10 protein-coding genes are annotated in these 19,751 nt (G+C 34.0%); 2 read left to right on the top strand and 8 right to left on the bottom strand.

Going from position 1 to position 19,751, the window contains the following annotated elements:
- Positions 1–149 precede the first annotated feature (149 nt).
- The 7 genes from ASC72_RS02605 to ASC72_RS02575 form a co-directional block, all read right to left on the bottom strand.
- On the bottom strand, positions 150–2,324 hold the full coding sequence (locus ASC72_RS02605) for a M1 family metallopeptidase (protein WP_056186257.1): 2,175 nt from the start codon (positions 2,322–2,324) through the stop codon (positions 150–152).
- Between the two features lie 38 nt (positions 2,325–2,362).
- On the bottom strand, positions 2,363–5,458 hold the full coding sequence (locus tag ASC72_RS02600; protein ID WP_056186254.1) for a DUF5107 domain-containing protein: 3,096 nt from the start codon (positions 5,456–5,458) through the stop codon (positions 2,363–2,365).
- Between the two features lie 225 nt (positions 5,459–5,683).
- Positions 5,684–8,692, bottom strand: a complete 3,009-nt coding sequence (locus tag ASC72_RS02595) for a glycoside hydrolase domain-containing protein (protein WP_241775598.1) — start codon at positions 8,690–8,692, stop codon at positions 5,684–5,686.
- Between the two features lie 42 nt (positions 8,693–8,734).
- On the bottom strand, positions 8,735–9,724 hold the full coding sequence (locus tag ASC72_RS02590; RefSeq protein WP_056186251.1) for a c-type cytochrome: 990 nt from the start codon (positions 9,722–9,724) through the stop codon (positions 8,735–8,737).
- 22 nt (positions 9,725–9,746) lie between these two features.
- Positions 9,747–11,156 carry an aryl-sulfate sulfotransferase gene (locus tag ASC72_RS02585; protein ID WP_056186247.1) on the bottom strand — a complete coding sequence of 470 codons (1,410 nt, stop codon included), beginning with the start codon at positions 11,154–11,156 and terminating at the stop codon, positions 9,747–9,749.
- 97 nt (positions 11,157–11,253) lie between these two features.
- Positions 11,254–12,765: a RagB/SusD family nutrient uptake outer membrane protein gene (locus tag ASC72_RS02580; protein WP_056186244.1), complete on the bottom strand. Its 1,512-nt coding sequence runs from the start codon at positions 12,763–12,765 to the stop codon at positions 11,254–11,256.
- Between the two features lie 38 nt (positions 12,766–12,803).
- Positions 12,804–15,899, bottom strand: coding sequence for a TonB-dependent receptor (locus ASC72_RS02575; RefSeq protein WP_056186241.1), 3,096 nt, complete (start codon positions 15,897–15,899; stop codon positions 12,804–12,806).
- 708 nt (positions 15,900–16,607) lie between these two features.
- On the opposite strand from ASC72_RS02575, the gene ASC72_RS02570 reads away from it, so the two are divergent.
- Complete coding sequence (locus tag ASC72_RS02570; RefSeq protein WP_056186236.1) at positions 16,608–17,246, top strand: sugar-binding protein; 639 nt, start codon at positions 16,608–16,610, stop codon at positions 17,244–17,246.
- Between the two features lie 137 nt (positions 17,247–17,383).
- Here the strand turns inward: ASC72_RS02570 and ASC72_RS02565 are convergent, their stop codons facing one another.
- A complete protein-coding gene (locus ASC72_RS02565) occupies positions 17,384–18,424 on the bottom strand; it encodes a LacI family DNA-binding transcriptional regulator (protein WP_056186232.1) in 1,041 nt (346 codons plus the stop codon).
- Positions 18,425–18,656: 232 nt separating this feature from the next.
- Between ASC72_RS02565 and ASC72_RS02560 the strand changes: the two genes are divergently transcribed.
- A complete protein-coding gene (locus ASC72_RS02560) occupies positions 18,657–19,748 on the top strand; it encodes a galactokinase family protein (RefSeq protein WP_056186229.1) in 1,092 nt (363 codons plus the stop codon).
- Positions 19,749–19,751: the final 3 nt, after the last annotated feature.

The following is a 19,751-nucleotide window of genomic DNA, read 5'->3' as shown; positions in this document are numbered from 1 at the left end:
TAATGAGTTTGTTTTTTGAAGAACCTCTCTAATTAACCAAATTAGAGAGGCTTCAAAAACAAACAATTCTAAATAATTAAATTTTTTGAATTGAAATTCACCTACATAACTAATTACTAATTTTTAGAATATAAGATAATAAGCTGTTTTTATTTACTTAACTTTTTAATCAATGCTGTAACATGTTTTTTAGTATCGTCATCTAACGATGCTAAAGCCTTTTCACCCTCGGCTGGCACATATTTGGTCAAGCCAATAATACCTCCGGCAATTACATTATACGATTGATTTTTGATGCTTTCCTGCATTAATGCTTTATAAGATACATCACCTGTAGCGGCTAATTTTATAATTGCATTAGCTCTTGAAATTGTTTTTTTATCGTTTTTAGCAATATCAAGCAAAGTTTTAATTGCTTCTTCTTTAATTTGATTATCACCTAAGTCAATTGCTTTGATACTAAGCGTTCGCAAATCATCCTGTTTATCTTTTAATCCGGCTAAAAGAACAAGCTGAGCGTCATGGCTTTTATCTTTAGCTGCGTATTTTATAGCTTCAATTCGGTTGTAATATGTTGGAACATTTTTGTATTGAAACAGGTAATCAGCTATTTTTTTGTTGTCTATAACTTGGCCTACTAAGATTTTATCAGGATCAAGATCTACAAAAGTAGGTTGAGACGGAATATCAAAACTGAAATTCTGTTCTCTTTGATCAATTAAAATTTCTTTTCTGATTTTCGTTCCGTTCACATAATAATCTACTTTTAACGGAAGACTAAACGTCTGTACTGAACTTTGCTGAACTTGTTTTACAGCAATTGTTGCTTTACCGTTTGCATATCCGTATTCGATATTCAAGATTGGGTTCCCGCCTTGATAATACCATTGGTTAAAATAAGGGCTCCAGTCTTTTCCTGTCACTTCTTCCATTGACAGACGCAATTGATGTGTTTCTCCCGATTTATAGGCATTTGTTGTCAAATAATGGTTTAAAGACTTGAAAAATGCTTCATCTCCCATTTGATTTTTGATTGCATATAAAATGATAGAACCTTTTGAGTAGCTGATATTGTCAAACATATCATCTTTGTTCTTATAATGAAAACGAGCTAAAATAGGGCTGTCGCCATTTTTTTGAGAACTCAGATAATTTTGTAATTTTCCATATCGTGATCTGTCTTCTGCGTCTTGTCCTTCATCGTGTCCGTGCCAAAGAACTTCTCCAAAAGTAGCAAAAGATTCATTCATGGTTAAATTTGACCAGGATTCAGCGGTTACGTAATCACCAAACCACTGATGAAAAAGCTCATGAGCTACAGTACTTTCTTCATTATCATCTAATAATTCTCTTTCGGTTTTTTGCACATAACCGCCATGAACCGTTGCAGAAGTGTTTTCCATTGCACCTCCAAAAAAATCAGTTACAACAATCTGCGAATACTTTGCCCAAGGATATTCAACTCCTAACATTTTGCTGTAAAAATTCATCATATCAGGTGTTTTCCAGAAAATTTGTTTGGCATATGGTGCATATTTTGGCTCTAAATAATAGCTCACTTCTTTGCCATTATAAGTGTCTTTGTATATTTTAAAATCCCCAACAGCCATCATAAACAAGTATGGCGCATTGGGCTGATCCATTTTCCACACATCAGTTCTCGTTCCGTTTTTATTGTCTTTTTGAGAAGTCAGTTTTCCATTAGAAAGCGTTGTATACTTTGAATCTACGGTCATTGCGATCTCAGAGGTTGTTTTTTGATTTGGCTTGTCAATAGTAGGAAACCAGGCCGAAGAAGCTTCTGTTTCTCCCTGTGTCCAGATCTGCACCGGTTTGTTTTCTTTTCCGTCAGGATTCACAAAATACAATCCTTTTGAATCCGTAATAGATTCGCCGCCTTTTGTTTTTAATTCATTAGGTTTTGCGATGTAATCAATGTAAACAACATATTTTTCAGTGCTTTTATATTTTCTGTTCAAAGTGATAAAAACCTGTTCGCTGTCCTGCGTATATTTTAACGGAATACTTTTTTTGCCGTCGATGATTGCAATTTCTTTGAATTCCATTCCCTTGGCATCTAAAGTAAGCTGATCTGTTTCGTAAAAATGAGGTTTTAAAGTAATCCACGCTTTTCCGTTTAAATGACGTTTTGCATAATCAAATGAGACATCTAATTTAGTATGTACTAAATCATGAACTTTTAATGCAGTAACTCTGTAAACAGTTAATTCATCTGTTTTTTGATCTGTAGTTTGCGCTTCAATTTTTTGTCCCATTATAGCGATGAGATTAAAAATTATATATTTTAAAAAAAGCTTTTTCATTTTAGGTTATTTATAGATTTTGTTTTTTGATGATGATATTATAATTTTTCGATAATTCTAACTTCACCATCCTTCTCATCTTCAGTTAAAATTGTAGATTGTTTTTTCGTGTACATTTCCAAACTCCATTGAACAATTTTATTTGTCGGATATAACTCTGTCTGATGTCTAAGCCATTCTTCTGCTTGTTTTGAAGAAGATGTTTTTTCGATAGCCCAAGCTGAAATCAATTGATTTGCCGGTAAAAAGTTCATTACAGTATTATCGATTTTTGGATTGAAAACTAAGATTTTTTGCAATGATTTATTCGCTGTTTCAGTATCGTCAAGACTCGTATAACATTGATAATCTAACCAGTTTTCCAGTCTTTCATCGATATTTTCATCGTATGGTTTTCCTGCTCCTAAATTTTCAGGCCATAGTTTTGCTTCGCCAATAAATTGAAGTGTTTTTTTATACTGTTTATTTTTCATTTGCGCCAAAGCCTGCATCAGTTTGGCTTCATGATACAATTGTCTTCCGCTTGTTGCTCCTTCAAAAGGAAGAATTTTCAGTTTGGTTAAAAAGACATCCGCTTCAGCGTATTTTTTATTTAGTAAAAGCGTTTTTCCATATAACATTCCTACCACATAATTTTCAGTATGGCGTTTGTAAAATGGTTCTATAGTAGCCAATGCTTTATCATTTTGTTTTTGAATGATATAATGTTCTGCCAAAAGTTTTGGATATCTCCAACTTTGTGGATCCAGTTTAATTGCTTGTTGAAGGCTTGTAATTACCAATTGAGAATCATCCTTAAATAAGGAAGCTTTAGCGGCATAAAAAGCCGGATCATTTGGTTTTGCAGCACATTGAGAGAACAATGCTTTTGCTTTTGAAATGTCGTTGCGATTCCATTCAATTAAAGCCAAATGATATTTCAATTGCCATTGCTCATTCGTTTCAATTAAATCTTCCAGAATTTCTGCAGTTTCTCCACGGAAAGGAAAACTAATTCCGGGTTGAATTTTACTCAAATCAACTGGTGTGTTTTCTAAAAATGATTTCCAATATATAATTTCAGCACTTGGAGCCGCCAATGAAAAAACTTTTAAGGCTTCGTCCTTACGGCCCAGATGCTGATACCAAATACCTAATTCAAGATAAGTTTGCTCCGGCATTTCATTTCGGATTAAGGAAGTGAAATCCAATTTTGAAGCTTCTGAATTTTTCAAAAGAAATTTTTCAAAACCAACAAAATGATTTAGTGGATCAACTTCATTAATTTTATCCAAGATCGAATTTGCTTTTTCGGCTTTATTTTGAAGACGATAGATTACCGCCAATAATTGTAAACCTTCCAGATTATTCTGATTGTTTAGCAAACTTTTTTCAGCATATTCAATTGCTTTCGTCTGATCGTTTTCTGCAAAATAAATTTTACTCAACGCGGTGTAAGCAGGGCTGCGATATTCAACACTTGCAGCTGCAATATCGAAACCATCTTTTGCATCCGTTATATTTCCTACATGAAGATTTGCAAGACCGTAATAATAATTGGCTGCAGGATCATAAGTGTTTATTGACAATGCCTTACTTGCTGTAACAATTGCTTCTTTGTATTCCAATTTTCTGATTTGCAAACCTGCTAAATCAGAAAGGGCAGGAGCGTAGTTCGTATCTTTTTTCAAACAAGCCGTTAAGAATTCTTCTGCTTTTATATAATCTTTAAAACTGATAAAATTTTTGCCTTGCAGATATAATCCGTATACTGAATTATGATCAAAATCTTTTGGAACTTCTAATGGTCGCGCCAAATTTCCATCTTCGGGAGCTGAATTCCAAACCAATTTATTATCGCCAAGAACCAGTTTTAATTTGTTTGGATCAATTGAAATTTGAATGGAATCTTTGAATAATTGCAAAGTATTCACCGCAATATCTTTAGAATAGATTTTTTTGCCATTATCAAAAACCTCTAATTTTTCATTTAATTTTTGAAGAGGAGAAAAGTAGATTTTCAACCAGCCATTTTCGTTTTTAACATTGACAGCCCCATAATTATTTGCTTTTACAAAACCTTTTGTTTGCTTTACCGGAAACCAATATTCTGTCCAGGCATCTGTTTGATAAGGTGCAAAAGAACGTTGTTTAAAAGGCCTTAAATTACTGCCATCGCCCGCCTGATTGAATAATCTTCCGCTTTGTACTTCAACATATTGTCCATCAGTGTCGGTCAATAATTTTTCCCAAATCATGCCTTGCTGAGACAATCCCCAAATCCATATTTTTTTGCCTGGCTTGTCATCATGATTGCCATATCGTCCCATTCCGAAATCTTCATCATGATAGTATCCTCCAAAGAAATCATTGTATTTACCAAAAACATGGTACGATTTATAACCACCAAAATTATTGTTTTTGTAAAATGATAAATCTTTGCCGTTTTGTTTGTCAATTGGCCACGAATTGTGTTCGCCATTATGACCGATATAACTTTGTCCCGGATAAATAAATTGTAAACTTTGAGACGCCTTAATTCCTGTATTCATCCAGGTATAATAAGGTTGTTCAAATTCAGTTGAATTGAACCAAAAGGAATTCGTCGTAAAATAGGCTTTATCTTTTGGTAAATTGATGTCCAGTTTCCAAGATGTACGCGTTAGTAAATCTAAAACACCAATGACGCAGCTGATACTTCCGTCTTCTCGGGTTATTATTCTATAATCTACCGGAGTAGCACAATTAGGTGTGTGACCAATAATTCCATAATTGCCTTCAACACCACCGCTTGTCCATGGACCGCGCATGGCGATATCTCTAAATTTGATGACATGATTGTTGTAAATAAAATCTTTTCCGGTTGATTTTTCGACCGCCGACCAAACTTTCCCACCTACTTCTGGCAGAATCATTAATTTGATATAATCGTTTTCTATCTCAACTACTTTCCATTCTTTTTGAACAGGTTTATCTGTAAAACCATCAAAACGGAAATAAGGATACACTTTTGTATCTGGTTTTGGAATTGGATCAGGATCTGAAAAAGGATACGTTGTAAAGACTTTTTTATATTCCTTAAAGGTTGGTTTATTTTGTGCGGTGACAAACAGGCTTCCAAAGAGTACAATTGATAAGAAAGGCTTAAGTTTCATATGGATAGCTATTTTTTAATTTTTAGATTTTATGAAGTCCCGGCGGGACGTTATATTTATAGAGATTATAGTTTGTATCAAACGAACCCCATCGGGGTGGCATTTATTTGATAATCGAAATTATAATGTCGCTCTGTTAGAGGCTATAAATATGACGCTCCGCTGGAGCTTTGAACGAAACAATTGAATTAGTTATAAATATATCGCTCCGCTGGAGCTTGTAAATTATTTAACGATAAGCAACCATCCTTTTCCTTTCGTTACAGGCAATTCATCTTTTGTAGTAAAAGTTTGTGCAGGTTGGAAATTCGCAATTTCAGGAGCTGTTATTGTCGCTTTTGTAGGATCGATTCCTAGTTTTTTCCAGTCGATGCTTAGTTTCACTTTTACATCAGAGTCGGCCCAGCTTGCAATTGAAATTAAGGTTGAACCATTCTTTTTGTAAACGGTTGCCAATACTTTTTCGTTGTTTGTTTTTACCGGACAGTTTTCACTCCAGTATCCAATCATTTCAGAACCTTTGATTCCGAAAGTATCCCATAATTTCCAAATAGGTCGTGGGTCAGCATTATGACTCCACGGCATTCTGTTTGTCATTCCGTAAACCATTCCTCTCCATGGATTTCCTCCATCTTGCAACATTTCTCCCATTAATCCGAAAGGGATTCCGCTTACTTCGGTTAAGAAAAAGTCAGGTTGATTTTTTTCGTAGTCAAAATATTCTCCAAACCAAAGTTTATTGATGTACGGAAAGTGTTCCATGTATAAGTTAGCACTGTTATTAAATCCGTCACTTTTATTGTATTGATTCGCACTGTGCAAATCGATAATTCCAGGATGTCCATCTTTAGTTAGAACTCTTTTCACACGTTTCATTGTGATTCTGTCAAAAGCAACATCATCAAGATAGATACCGTCGATACCGACGTTTTGCGTTAACCAGTTCATTCCTTCAACATAATAATTATGCCAACGGTTCATACCGCTGTTTACGATTGCAGCATCTTTGATTTCAGGTACAAACCAGGCAGCGATATAATCGTCACCAACATGTTCCTGCAACCATGAGAATCCACCTCCTTTTCCTGGAGAATATATTTCGTGACCTAAACTTCTTAAAGCAAAAGTCTCATAAGCTTTATTAGAAACTTCTCGTACAGTATTATAAATTTTTACTTTTAGTCCTTTTTCATGCGCTTCATCGATATAACTTTTCATCTTTTTAAATTCAATAAAAGGATAATTGATATAAGGATTGATTGCATTTGCATGGTGGATATTAATTACCGTCGCACCAGTTTTAGCAATGGTATCAATTGGACTGTATTTGTGATAGAATTTAGTATTCCATTGAAAGTCTGTGTTTAATGCGTGGAAAGGAGTAATCAATAAATTGAAGTTATAATATAAAACATCTCCTTTTTTAACGATACGCGCTCCACTATAAGCATTTACCAAAACTGATTTTTGGTTTGGCATAATTGTGATTCCGCCTTTGTTATCATTACCCCATGAAGTTGGCAATAATAATGGTTTCTGTAAATAGAAATTTGTGTTTAACGGACGGCTGTATTTTTCATCTCTTAGAGAAAATTGCAATCCGGAATTTACATTTCCAATCCAGGCGCCATCTTGGTTTTTATGAGCAACATCCCATTTCCACTCAAAAGTTTCAGGACGATTCCCTCCTTTTTGACCTAATCCCATCATATATTTTGCTGATGAAGATTGCATTGGTAAATGAATATTGATATCATTAAAAGAAGCATCTTCAAGAGCCGTAATTTTGACGCTATAATGTACAAAACCATCAAATTCAATAGAAGCATTTACATCCATTTGAAGTGATTTCGAAGTCGAAACACTTTCCCAGGCTACAGTTCCGGCTTCTTTTTTCAGGAATTTAACCCCTGTATTTTTCCATTGCAATGATTCTTTTCCGGCACCATCTACAAAATGAAACGCAATTGGAGCAGTCAAAATATCATTCGCTTTTGTACCAATAACCGTCATTTCAGGTGTAAAGAAAGTCTGAATTTGTGCAGGAAAACCATCAGCTCCTAAAATTAATTTTCTACCTAATAATGAAATTTCTGAACCTTTTATTTCTAATGGAGTATAAGGCGCGATAACAGTATTTTCCTGAGCTAAAGTTGAGTTTAACCATTTCAGACGCGTCATTTTTTCAGGGCTGTCGATTCCGCCGTTTTTAGTTACTTCATTAGTTACTTTTATTTGAAGTGTAATTTCTTTTGATTTTCCGTCAGCAATAACGGTAGCTTTTCCTGTATAAGTTCCGGCAGCAGCAGTTTCCGGCACATCAACACCGCACCACATTGCCTGTACTTTTCCTTTTGAAACAGAAACAGGAGCAGCAAAGATGGATGCGTCATAACGAACTCCATCGGTATTGATGCAATTGATGTTTTTGGCATCAATTACAGCTCCGCTTTCATTTTTTAAATCTGAGAAAGTAACTTTTACATTATTTAAATTTTCTAAGGCATAAACCCCTAATTGAAAGTCTAAATATTCACCTTTCATTGCGGTGTCACCAAAAGAACTTTGAACTCCTTTTTGAATCCATCTTTGAGGCAAATCATTTTTCATTCGGATAGAATATAATCTGTCTTCCGGGAAAACTAAAAAGGAATTACCACTATTTTTAGCAATGATGTTTTTTGTTTCAGCTGCAGTTGCAATAACTTCCATCGGATAAAAACTATTAAAAGCATTTACACTCTGAATTTCTTTAACCGTACAATTGTCTTTTAAATTAGTTTTAATTTTAGACAACCAGGCAGCATCAGCTTTGCTTTCCGGTTTAGCGTAAACTCCTTTTGGATAATTAGCGTCTCCTTCATCAATATAAGGCATATAATAAATATAATACGTTCCTTTTCCTGAAACAGGTTCAAAATAAATCGTACCGTTTTCTCTATTTATGTTTTCTGTTTTTGTATTTAGAATTTCCTTTCCATTCGCATCCTGAACAATGATTCTTTTAAGTTCCGGGTTTTCATCTCTTCTGCGCCATTCAATTGTAGTTTTGGCAACATTATCTTTTCCTGTAAATTCAACAACAACGCGGTGGTTTCCTAGTAAATTAGGATTCCAGCCGTTATTTCCATCTGTATATTTTATTTGTTGCGCAGCCAATGGAATACTGAAAATGCAAAGACACATAATCAATATTTTACTTAAAAGAGGTCTGTTTTTTTGGTTTTGTTTCATTTTTTTGATGTTCAGGTTAAAAGGGTATGCGTAATTAAAAAGTTAGTAAACAGCTTTCCAACCATTTTTTTTCCAGTAGGCAATAATGGGTTTGTAAGGCCCGTATTTGTGTTGTTCTTCGGTAAAATTATCCTGAAAAGGACTATGCGAGTAATCAATAGGTTTCCCCATTTTATTTGGATAATCGAATGTTTTTGGATTTGGTCTTGGATGTATGGCATCGTCATTTACAAAGGCGGCGATATCCAGCGCTTGTTGGTCTGTCAGATACGGTTTTCCAATTGTAACCTTATCGTAAGGCATGTTGCTTTTTAACCATTGTGCCTGTTTGATAACGCGATGCATGCTTGAACCGGGTTGGTAACCGTATTCGCCCCAAAGCGGTGGATAAGTATAACCTGATTTATCTGCATTGTAAACTCCTTCGCCGTTATTTCCATGGCAACGGGCACAATTTTCAACAAACAGCGCTTTTCCTCTTGCAGGACTTGCTGCAACATCAGGAAATTTGATTTCTAAGTTTTTGGCTCCTTTAAAATCGCCGTCTTTCGGAACAAATTTGCTGATCCATTTAAAGTAAGATAAAAAAGCAACCATTTCATCGCTGTCAAGCGGAAGCGGTTTTCCTGAATGGGGGCGCATAATGCAATTGTTTACACGTTCAGCAAGTGTAAGTACTTTATTTTCACGTCCACGGTATTGTGGATAATTGTCATGTGAAGACATTAAATTGAAAGCATACGGTTTTGTACCTGCATCCTGATGACAATTGGTACAATTCATTTTATTGCCTAAATATTTTCCTTTGATCCCATTTGGACCAATATAATAAGCTGTTTTCATCATTAATTCTCTTCCGTAACGAACCGATTCTCCGAATTGATCGTCCGGAATTTTAGATGTGTCAATCGTAATATAGGCCTCGTCATCAGCAGTTTTTTCTGCTAAAGTTTGAGAATTTGAAGTATTGCAAGAATTGAAAACAATAATTGGCAATGCCGAAAAGATACCAATAAGAATTATTTTTTTCATGTTTAAAATTTTAATCTTTTATTTAATTCAGAAGAAAAGGTTTCATTTTTTCTTCCGGTATAAACTGCACACGGTAAGGTGGAATTTCAGACTCTAAAGCCCAAAGCAAAACTCCTTTTTTATTTGTTAAAACCGTTATATGTCTTTTCGAGCAACAAACTAAAATGGCATCTTTATCAATCATATAAGCACTTCCCATTCTGTCGTTGTAAATGTCTTTTGGCAAATTGATGTGGAAATCCAGTTTTGCTGTTTTACCTTCTTCATCTAATTTCAAAGCAAAAACAGAAGATTGTTTTTTATCTACACCGTTATCAAAGAACATTAAACTTCCATCTTGGTTAATATGTGCGGCATGTGCCTGAGAGAAATTACTTTCTGCAGCCATTTTTATATTGCCATCTTTTCCTAATTTCCAGATTACTTTTCCAGTTTTCGAATCTACTTTCCAGATTTGGCCATTATTGTAAAATGAAATTAAAAAGTTTCCATCTTTATCATAATTAAGGCTGTTGGCGTGCGTCCAGTCTTTTTTTGTTTTGAGCAACGACTTATCTTTCAACGGATCCAAATCATCAAAAACACTCCATTTCCAAAGTTGTTTTCCTTTTTTATCCATGATCAAAATTCCGTCTCCATTTATTGTGTCATTCTTTTTTCCTCCAATAGAAGTTAAATCCATTATTTTTTGATCCACAGTTATAGTAACAATTTCGTTAGTCGATTTTTTGATGATTTCATGATGAATAGTCTGTTTAAAATCGGCCTGACCTTTTTTGATATGTGTTAAAGTGTCACCTTGTAAATTGATTTCCAAAATTTCACTTCCGTAACTTGTTGGTTCATCATTTTTACCTAAAATCGAAATAATGGTTTGGTCCTTTGTGAAATGAGTTACTTTAAATCCAGTTCCTTCAACAGTATGATACCATCTTAAATTTCCTTTATAATCCACAATGTAGGCAACTCCAGGTGTTTCTCTTTTCGCTAAAAGCATAAAACCTTTTTTGAAGTTTTCAGGTAAAAGTTCCGGTTTTGGACAATTTGCTTTGAATTGTTTTTGAAGCCATTCTGGTAAACTTCTTGATTTAAAATTATAGACTTTACTGCTGTCTTTTTGTTTATCCTGAATGGTTATCAATTGAAAATTATAATTGGTTTCAGGAGTAATATTGCAAAGTACCAAAGAGTGGGAGAGACCTGTTTTTGAAATTGGAGAACTTATTTTGTTTTTTATTCCTTTTTTTTCAGACCAGTATTCTGCATATACCTGAACATTGTCACTCGTAGTAACATCGATTTGAATCTTCAATTCGTTGTTGCTATGGGTCCCAATATTGATATTTGTGATACGCGCCTGATTTTTAGAACAACTTGCCAAGGCAAGCAATGCCAAAATAAAACTCCCTTTTACTATTAATTTTTTGATCATCTGAAACTTTTTTTATGAAACAGAAAGTACTTGTTTTTGTTTAAAAATCAGGAATAGACAGACCATTTAACTGTCTATTCCTGATTGAATTTTTTTGTTATTGTCTGTCAGCGTTGCTTAATTTTGGGTTAAGATTCACCTGACTTTGAGGATAAGTATAATATTTATTTTGAGGCATTTTGATTTGTGCAGCTTCTCCAACTCTTAAGTGATAAGCATTTACCAAAACATCATATTTGTTCATTCTAATTAAATCTGCACGACGCTTTCCTTCGTAGAAAAACTCCCATCCTCTTTCCTGTAAAATAGCATCTCTCAAAGTAGATTGATTGTAATCAGACAAAACCAATAGTTTGGCGTGAGATCTTCCTTTAACTTTATTAATAAGATCGATAGCTTCTGTTGTAGGACCACTAATTTCATTTAATGCTTCAGCCCTGCTCAATAATACATCAGCATAACGAAGGATATTTACACTATGACCATCATAATAGGTTGTAGTTTCATCATCAGCATATTTTCTTGTAGATACATCCGGCATGTAAAATTCTCCTGCTGGTGGTTCTGCTCCTAATGAAGGTGCTTGCTTGTGTAATAATCCATCAACACCTTCAAATTCAGGGAAGAAACATTGTTTTCTTTCGTCTTCATTACCAAAAGTATTATAGAAATCCCAGTTTACTGTATAATATTGCCATCTGTTTTGAACAACCGGATGATCAATTGGTCCAAAGTGATTTAATAATTCTGTTCCGTTTGTGTTGGCATCACTTAATGAAGAGAAAATATTTTCGCTACACCATTTGTTACTTTCTTTAAACAATCCTAAATAGGAAGGATAAAGGCTGTATTCGTTTAGGTTTATTACTTGTTGCGTAAGTGAAGCTACCTTTTGCCAATCATGACTACGTAAGTATAATTTTGCCATTAAAGTAAGTGCAGCCCCTTTTGTGGCACGTCCTACATCATTTGTGCCATAAATGGCATTGTTTTTATAATTAACGGGTAATACATCAGCAGCTTCAGTCAATTCTTTAACCAAAAAGGCATCAATTTCTTCGACAGATGAAGGTGGAGTTTGATCCAAATAATTTGGATTTCCTAAATTTGCTTCCGTAATCAAAATTACCGGACCCCAGGCATCCGTTAGATCCATGTAAGCAGAAGCTCTTAAAAACTTAGCTTCAGCTATGAATTGTGCTTTTTCTGCAGCTGTAATTCCAGGCATTGGAGTAATGTTAAAAATGGCAAAGTTGGCATTTGCAATTAGTTTGTACATAGCATTCCAGTCTTCCTGAAGCAATCCATTTGTAGAACTCCATGTTCCTAAAGACAATTGCCCAGGATCTCCACCGTATTGACAATGCCCTAAATCTGTGGCAATATCTGTCAAAGCGAAGTGTCGCGTTGCCCAATAAGAGAAGTTATCACCTACAGAGGGCCCTTTTAATCTACCATAAATGGAGTTTATAGCCGCAATAGCATCTGACTTTGTTTGATATCCATTGGTATTGGTCAAACTACTATATACCGTCGGATCAAGATCCTGGTTACACGAAAATTGTGTCCCTGCGGTAAGTAAAAGTAATAATAATGTATATTTTTTCATTTTAATAAATTTAATGTTACTAAAAAAGCTTTTTTAGACTAGTGAATTGCGACTTTTATTCCAAGAATAAACGTTCTTGAAGCCGGGAATGAGTTGAAATCAATTCCTCCACCTATGTTTTGTGACGTAGCACTAGCTGTGTGTCCATTTATTTCAGGATCATTTCCAGAATAGTTTGTGATAGTCAATAAATTTTGACCTATTGCATACAATCTTATACTGTCTATAAATTTGGCTTGTTTTAAAACACTTTCGGGAATAGAATAACCGATAGAAACATTTTTTAAACGTAGGTATGAGGCTTCTTCAACGAATTTTGAATTCACATAACTACCATATTTACTTTTGTAATAACCATCTCTCGGTATATCAGTGTTTTCATTTGTGCCAACTACAAAACGGTTTAAGGCATCCGTACTTGTAGATGATTCACCAACCATTGCCGTCATATTATATACTGAATAATCAAAAGCGCCCTGGAAAAAGATATTTAGATCAAAATTTCCATATTTAAAATCATTATTTAATCCAGCAATATAATGTGGAGTTGAATTTCCTAAATAAGTTCTGTCATCAGCTGTGATTGTACCATCACCATTTACGTCAACATATTTTGGATCTCCGGCAACAGATAATGGCTGTGCAGCATAAGTTTCTCCGGTTTTAATAACTCCGGCATATTTATAGCCATATAGTACACCCATTTCTTTTCCCGGTTCTAATCGTGTAAATTCCTGACCGGAAACAGTTCCACTTGGGTTTGAAGTGTTTTGACTAATGATTTTAACATTATCAGCAAGTGATACTACTTCTTGTTTATTGTATGCAACATTTAAAGAAGTTGTCCAGGTAAATTTATCGTTTCTAAAGTTTGTACTGCTAAGACCTAATTCAATACCTTGGTTGTCAATAACTCCAGAGTTAACTCTTTGAGTACTAAAGCCCCACCATCCTCCAACGGGAACATTTATAAGAGCATCTGTAGTTCTCTTTTTATAAAAATCTATGGTTGCAGTAAGTCTGTCATTGAAAAATCCCATATCCAAACCTATATCAGTTTGGGCTGTTTGTTCCCATTTTAAATTTGGGTTTGCTAAATTGGCAGGTTCAGTGCCACCAACAAAATTACCATCACCAATAGTTACTCCCCAGGAAGTCAATCTGTTCATGTAGGCGTAATCTCCAATACCATCTGCTCCTGTAATACCGTAACTAGCTCTTAATTTAAGCTCAGAAAAAGTATTTAAATTTTGGATGAAAGATTCGTTAGACATTTTCCAGGCAACGGCTCCGGAAGGGAAGATTCCGAATCTGTTATTAGGACCAAAACGAGAAGATCCATCTTTTCTAATGGTGAAAGAAAGTAAATATTTATCTGCAAATGAGTAATTCAAACGGCTAAAATAAGAAGTCAGTTTAGTTTCTGTCTTTTCGGTTTCTGGTTTCAAATAAACTGCAGCACCCTGAAGATTATAGTATGTTAATAAGTCATTAGAGAAACCAGTTCCGGCTGCCCTTACTCTCTCATAGGTATCTTTTTGGTTTGAAGTTCCAATCATTGCTGATATAGAATGTTCACTTATGTTAAATTTATAAGTCAAATATTGTTCAGTACTCCATCTAAAATAAGTTCTGTTTTCCTCAGATCCAGAGCCCTTTAGAGCGGCTCCTGCCACCAATGTGCTAGGTGTATATTTTCCCTGAATAACTTCTTGCCACTCAGCACCTGCACCAAAATGATAAGTCAGACCTTTAATGATTTCATAATCCAGGAACATATTTCCATTAGCCAATCTGTTGATTGTGTGATCAGTTGGCTCTAGTAAAAGCGCTAAAGCATTGTCTTTTCCTTGAAATTTGTAGTAAGATCCATCAGCATTATAAATTGGAATAGAAGGTGGTGCAGTCTGTACAGAGAACATTGGCGATAAAATATTATCTCCAAAATCACTGTTATTGCCTTCGCTTGAAGCGCCATAAAAATTAGTACCTATATTTAATTTGTCATTAAATCTTTTCTCACCACCCATTCTCACACTATATCTTTCAAAATCAGTATTTTCAATAGCTCCGGTTTGTTTGATGTAGTTTCCGGAAAGAAAGAATTTAGATGTTTTGTCGCTTCCACTAAAAGTAAGCGTTCTGTTCAATACTTCTCCAGGACGCGTTGCAGCATCAAACCAGTTGGTATTAGCAACTGGAAAACTTGCCGGAAAAACGGGTGGTCTTCCATTTTCTTTTGCGATTGCATTTTGAATATCAGCATATTGTTGCCCGTTTAACAAAGATGGTTCTTTGATGATGTTTTGAAAACCATCAGAAATCTCTGCTTCAACCTGCATTTTTCCTAATTTTCCTTTTTTGGTTGTAATTAAAATTACTCCATTTGCTCCTCTGGCACCATAGATAGCGGTAGAAGACGCATCTTTTAATACCTGAATATTTTCGATATCGTTTGGACTAATAGAAGCACCTGTACTTGTAATAAATCCATCAACAACATATAAAGGTGCATTAGAGTTGTTGATTGAGTTTCCACCTCTAATTACAATTGACGGGCTGGTTCCCGGAGCGTAACTGTTTTGTTGTACCTGAACTCCTGACGCACGTCCTTGTAAAGCTTGCCCAACGTTAGAAACAGTTCCGCCTAAGTTTAAATTGTCTTTTCCAATAGAACTCACAGAACCTGTAAGGTCTTTTTTCTTTGCTTTTCCGTATCCAACAACTACTTCATCTAGCTTTTGTCCAACTTCTTTCATTATAATTTTAAGCGGAGCACCAGTTATTGTAACTTCCTGATCTTCCATACCAATATAAGTTACAATAAGTTTGGTAGCATTATCTGGTACCGTAATCGCAAAACTTCCATCAACATCAGTTTGAACACCTTTACCAGAACCTTTCACTGTAACATTTACGCCAGGTAAAGGAAGTCCGTTTTGATCTGTTATCGTACCTTTTACGGTTTTTTCAAAAAACAATACAGTATTGTTTTTGTGTGATATATTTATCGTTGAAGCCGCCGAAGCTTGAAATGTGAAAACTAATAGCGAAAGAACGGTTAGTTTGATTTCTTTTCCGGATAAATTGTTAATCCGAAAATCTCTTGGCTTTTTTTGGGTTAATAATTTCATACTTAAAATTGGTTTTGGTTAATATTAATTTGTTTTTTGTTGTTGTAAGTTTTAGATTTCTTTTTTGACTGAGGAATTCATTTTTATTTTTCTGTTTGACTTCTGTTTGAATTATTTTTTTTTGAAATATTCACTTCATTTTTCGATTTAAAAACGGGTTATTTTATCTGTTTTTATCCTTTTTTGAAGCATCAAAATCACCTTAAATTTTACTGAATTAACTTAGTTTTAAGATTAATGTCTGACGAAACTATAGATTATATTTTTATAAAACAAGAAAAAACACAAAAAATGTGCTCGAACACACAAAATTTATGTTCTCGAGCACATAAATTTGTGCGAAACGTTTTTTTTGACTTAAAATAGTGTGATTTTTACAAATATTTTTAGAAATAAATGGACTTCTTTATTTAGGCTTATTTAATACGAAATTGTTGTTTAGATGAATAATAAATGATGCTTTTGTGAAATATTATGAATTTCGCAATGAGTAGATTGAATAGATGGTAATTAAACAGGATTTTCTTATTGTTTTATTTAGTAAGAAAATCGCTTTTCGATGATTTTATTTTAATTAAGTAAAGAATATTTTGTTCTTAATTTTTGAACTATATTGGTGATCTTAAAAATGACCTGTTTTCAATTTGGATTTCAGGACATTTTTGCTTTTTAAAAAATAGAAAATAACAAAATTTAAAAACCAAAATTGTGAAAGAATATAAAGTTGTTTTTATCAATAAAAATCAAAAAAAAGATCCAGAAATTTTAGAAGCTTCTTTTTGGGAAAAAGCAAATTGTTTAACCGATTTTTCTTCTCCATGGAAAAGCGATCCGGTTTCAAAAATTGAATTTCGGGCACTTCATGATTTAGAAAATTTCTATTTTAATTTCCAGGTTTTTGATACCGATATTTATATCGACAAAAAAGATGATAGCGTAGATAGTATAGGAAATTCAGATCGGGTAGAATTATTTTTTAGAACAAATGATACTCTAAATCCTTATTATTGTCTTGAAATGGATACTGCAGCCAGAATAATGGATTTTGAGGCAAAGCCAAATAAGGATTTTGATTTTAACTGGAATTGGCCCAAAGAACATTTGGAAGTAAAATCTTCAAAAGGAGAAAATTCTTTTATCGTTGAAGGAAGAATCAGTATTGCTTCTTTAAAAGAATTGAATTTAATTCAGAGCAATACGATTGAAGCTGGAGTTTATAGAGCTAAATTTTCTAAAGATGAAAAGCAAAACTACGAACCAACCTGGATCTCCTGGGTAAATCCAAATACGCCGGAACCCAATTTTCATATTGCGTCTTCGTTTGGAAAGTTTATTTTGATGAAGTAATTTGCGGCAAAGATGTGAAGTTTAGCCCAAGGATTTAACGAATTAAGCGGGTCTTCGCTGTTTTTTATTGCAAATTTATAATTAAAATCTGTGTAAACCCGTTTGATCCGTTAAATCCGCCGGCAATTTTATATCAATTACGAAACGTAAAAAGAAGCGTTCTCCACATTAATAATATCGATTGGTAGCAAAATCGTTTCCGGAATTTCTTTTCGGAATAAAAAATGCTCCACTAAAGTGCTGACTCCTAAATAAGCCTGCCTCTTTTGATTTTGATGAATTAAAAAATGAACCAACCCCTGATTTAAGAAGTTTACATTTTTTTCAATTAAATCATAACCAATAAGTGCAATCTTTTTGTTTTTTTGAGAAGATAAAATGGAGGCAATTTGATAGGCTTTGGAAGTTGTGATGAAAATACCACGTAAATTTGGATTTTCATCTATAAATGCAGGAAACTTGGTTTCTATATTGGAGTATTTTAATTTTAATGTCGTTAAAGAAAAATCAGATAGTTTTTTTTCATCAAAATAATTTCTGAATCCTTTTTCTTTCTCCTGCATGTGAACGGCATTTTTAAGACTTTCATCAATATGGATTATTGCAATTTGCCCTTCCGCCAGAATCAGGTTCATTAAACTAGCGGCCACACGACCACTTTTATATAAATCCTGTCCGACAAAACTTTTAATAGACGACGACTCAACCTGGTTATTAAAGGTATTAACGATAATTTCCAATTCATCGTATTGCTTAATAATTTCGACAGTTTCTTTATGAAATAAAGGTGCGATCAAAACAGCATCAGGCGCTTTTTCGATTATTTTTTCGTTGGTACTTAAAAACGATTTAGTACTTTCAGGATTAAAAAAATAGGTTTCTATAATAACACTATAGGCTTTAAATTCTGTTATGGCATCCTGAATCCCATTAACGCAAGGAAACCAATAAGGGTCAATTTCAGGATCAGGCAGTAAAACACAAATACGATAAACTTTAGTGTTTTTTAGATTTCGGGCAATTAAATTAGGTTCGTAATTAATGACATTTAAAACTTCATTAATTTTTTCCAATGCAGTAGGAGAAACCTTTCCTCTTTTATGCAAAACACGATCAACAGTTCCTTTAGAAACTCCTGCCATTTTTGCAATATCCTTAATTGTGTACTTCTTATCCATATAAGCAAATATAGAAACTTTGTTTTAATTAATGTAAAATTTTTTAGAAGAATTAGATTGTGTGCTCGAGAACATTTATTTTGTGTGTTCGAGCACATTTTTTGTTTTTTTCTTGTTTTATAAAAATATAATATATAGTTTCGTAGAATCAAAACCGAAATAATAAAATAAATTCATAACCAAATAACCTTGTAATTGTTTGAATTACAAGGTTGTAATGTAAAATTTTCAAGTGAGAAAAATTACTTCATTAGCCCCGGGTCGGACATGTCTCTTTGGAGATCATCAGGATTATTTAGGATTACCTGTTATAGCATGTGCTATTAATCGGGATATAAAATTAACTGCAGAAGAAAATCAAACCAATACGTTTGTTCTTAATATGATCGATATTGATGAAATTCGGGTGATAGATATTCATGCAACTTTCGAAAAATTAGAATCTCGTGATTATTTTGCCTCATCGCTGCGTGTTTTGCGGAGACATGGTTGTATTCCAACTGTTGGATACGATATTACAATCACTGGCGATATTCCAATAAATTCTGGCACATCAAGTTCGTCGGCGTTATTAATGGCCTGGATTCAGTTTTTGATAACTGCTTTTGGAGTTGATGATGAAGTGACGCCGGAATTTACTGCCAAAATAGGATATGCCTCTGAAGTTTTAGAGCATGAAGAACCAGGTGGTATGATGGATCATTTTAGTATTGGAGTAGGGAATATCGTGTATATCAATACAAAAGATCCTTTTTCGTATAAAGTTATCGGAACCAATTTAAAAGGTTTAATTACAGGGGTTTCCGGAGTTCCTAAAGAAACAATCGGATTGATTGGCGAATTAAAAGGAAATGCTTTGATGGCAATTGATATTGTAAAACAGAATTTTCCAAATTTTGATTTGAACACTTCCGAAATTCAAGATATTGATCGTTATAGAAATTGTTTACCAGATCGATTGATTCCATTTTTTGAAGCGGCTTTGAGAAATTACCATTATACCAAAGAAGCTTTAAAAGAGTTTGAAAAACCAGTTTTAGATCTTAAAAGAATTGGTGAATTAATGAATCAGCATCATGAAGTTTTGCGTGATTTATTGAAAATTACAGTCCCCAGAATTGATGATATGATTAATGCGGCTTTACGTGCAGGTGCGTACGGAGCTAAAATTGTGGGTTCTGGTGGCGGTGGAAGTATCGTTGTAATTGCAGATCCCGAAAAAGAAAACTTAGTTATCGATGCTATTTTAAAAGCCGGAGCCTTGGAAGCATATTCGGTTAGCGTTGATCCCGGAGTGAGAATTATTGAAAATATTGAAATTTAAGAT

This window comes from Flavobacterium sp. Root420 (assembly GCF_001427905.1).
Taxonomy (GTDB): domain Bacteria; phylum Bacteroidota; class Bacteroidia; order Flavobacteriales; family Flavobacteriaceae; genus Flavobacterium.
Note: the sequence above shows the minus strand (reverse complement) of the source record. Positions and strands in the feature narration are given on the sequence as shown.

Excerpts from the sequence above, each read along its gene's own strand:
- ASC72_RS02605 (WP_056186257.1), bottom strand. The coding sequence starts at position 2,324 with ATGAAAAAGCTTTTTTTAAAATATATAATTTTTAATCTCATCGCTATA.
- ASC72_RS02600 (WP_056186254.1), bottom strand. The coding sequence starts at position 5,458 with ATGAAACTTAAGCCTTTCTTATCAATTGTACTCTTTGGAAGCCTGTTT.
- ASC72_RS02595 (WP_241775598.1), bottom strand. The coding sequence starts at position 8,692 with ATGAAACAAAACCAAAAAAACAGACCTCTTTTAAGTAAAATATTGATT.
- ASC72_RS02590 (WP_056186251.1), bottom strand. The coding sequence starts at position 9,724 with ATGAAAAAAATAATTCTTATTGGTATCTTTTCGGCATTGCCAATTATT.
- ASC72_RS02585 (WP_056186247.1), bottom strand. The coding sequence starts at position 11,156 with ATGATCAAAAAATTAATAGTAAAAGGGAGTTTTATTTTGGCATTGCTT.
- ASC72_RS02580 (WP_056186244.1), bottom strand. The coding sequence starts at position 12,765 with ATGAAAAAATATACATTATTATTACTTTTACTTACCGCAGGGACACAA.
- ASC72_RS02575 (WP_056186241.1), bottom strand. The coding sequence starts at position 15,899 with ATGAAATTATTAACCCAAAAAAAGCCAAGAGATTTTCGGATTAACAAT.
- ASC72_RS02565 (WP_056186232.1), bottom strand. The coding sequence starts at position 18,424 with ATGGATAAGAAGTACACAATTAAGGATATTGCAAAAATGGCAGGAGTT.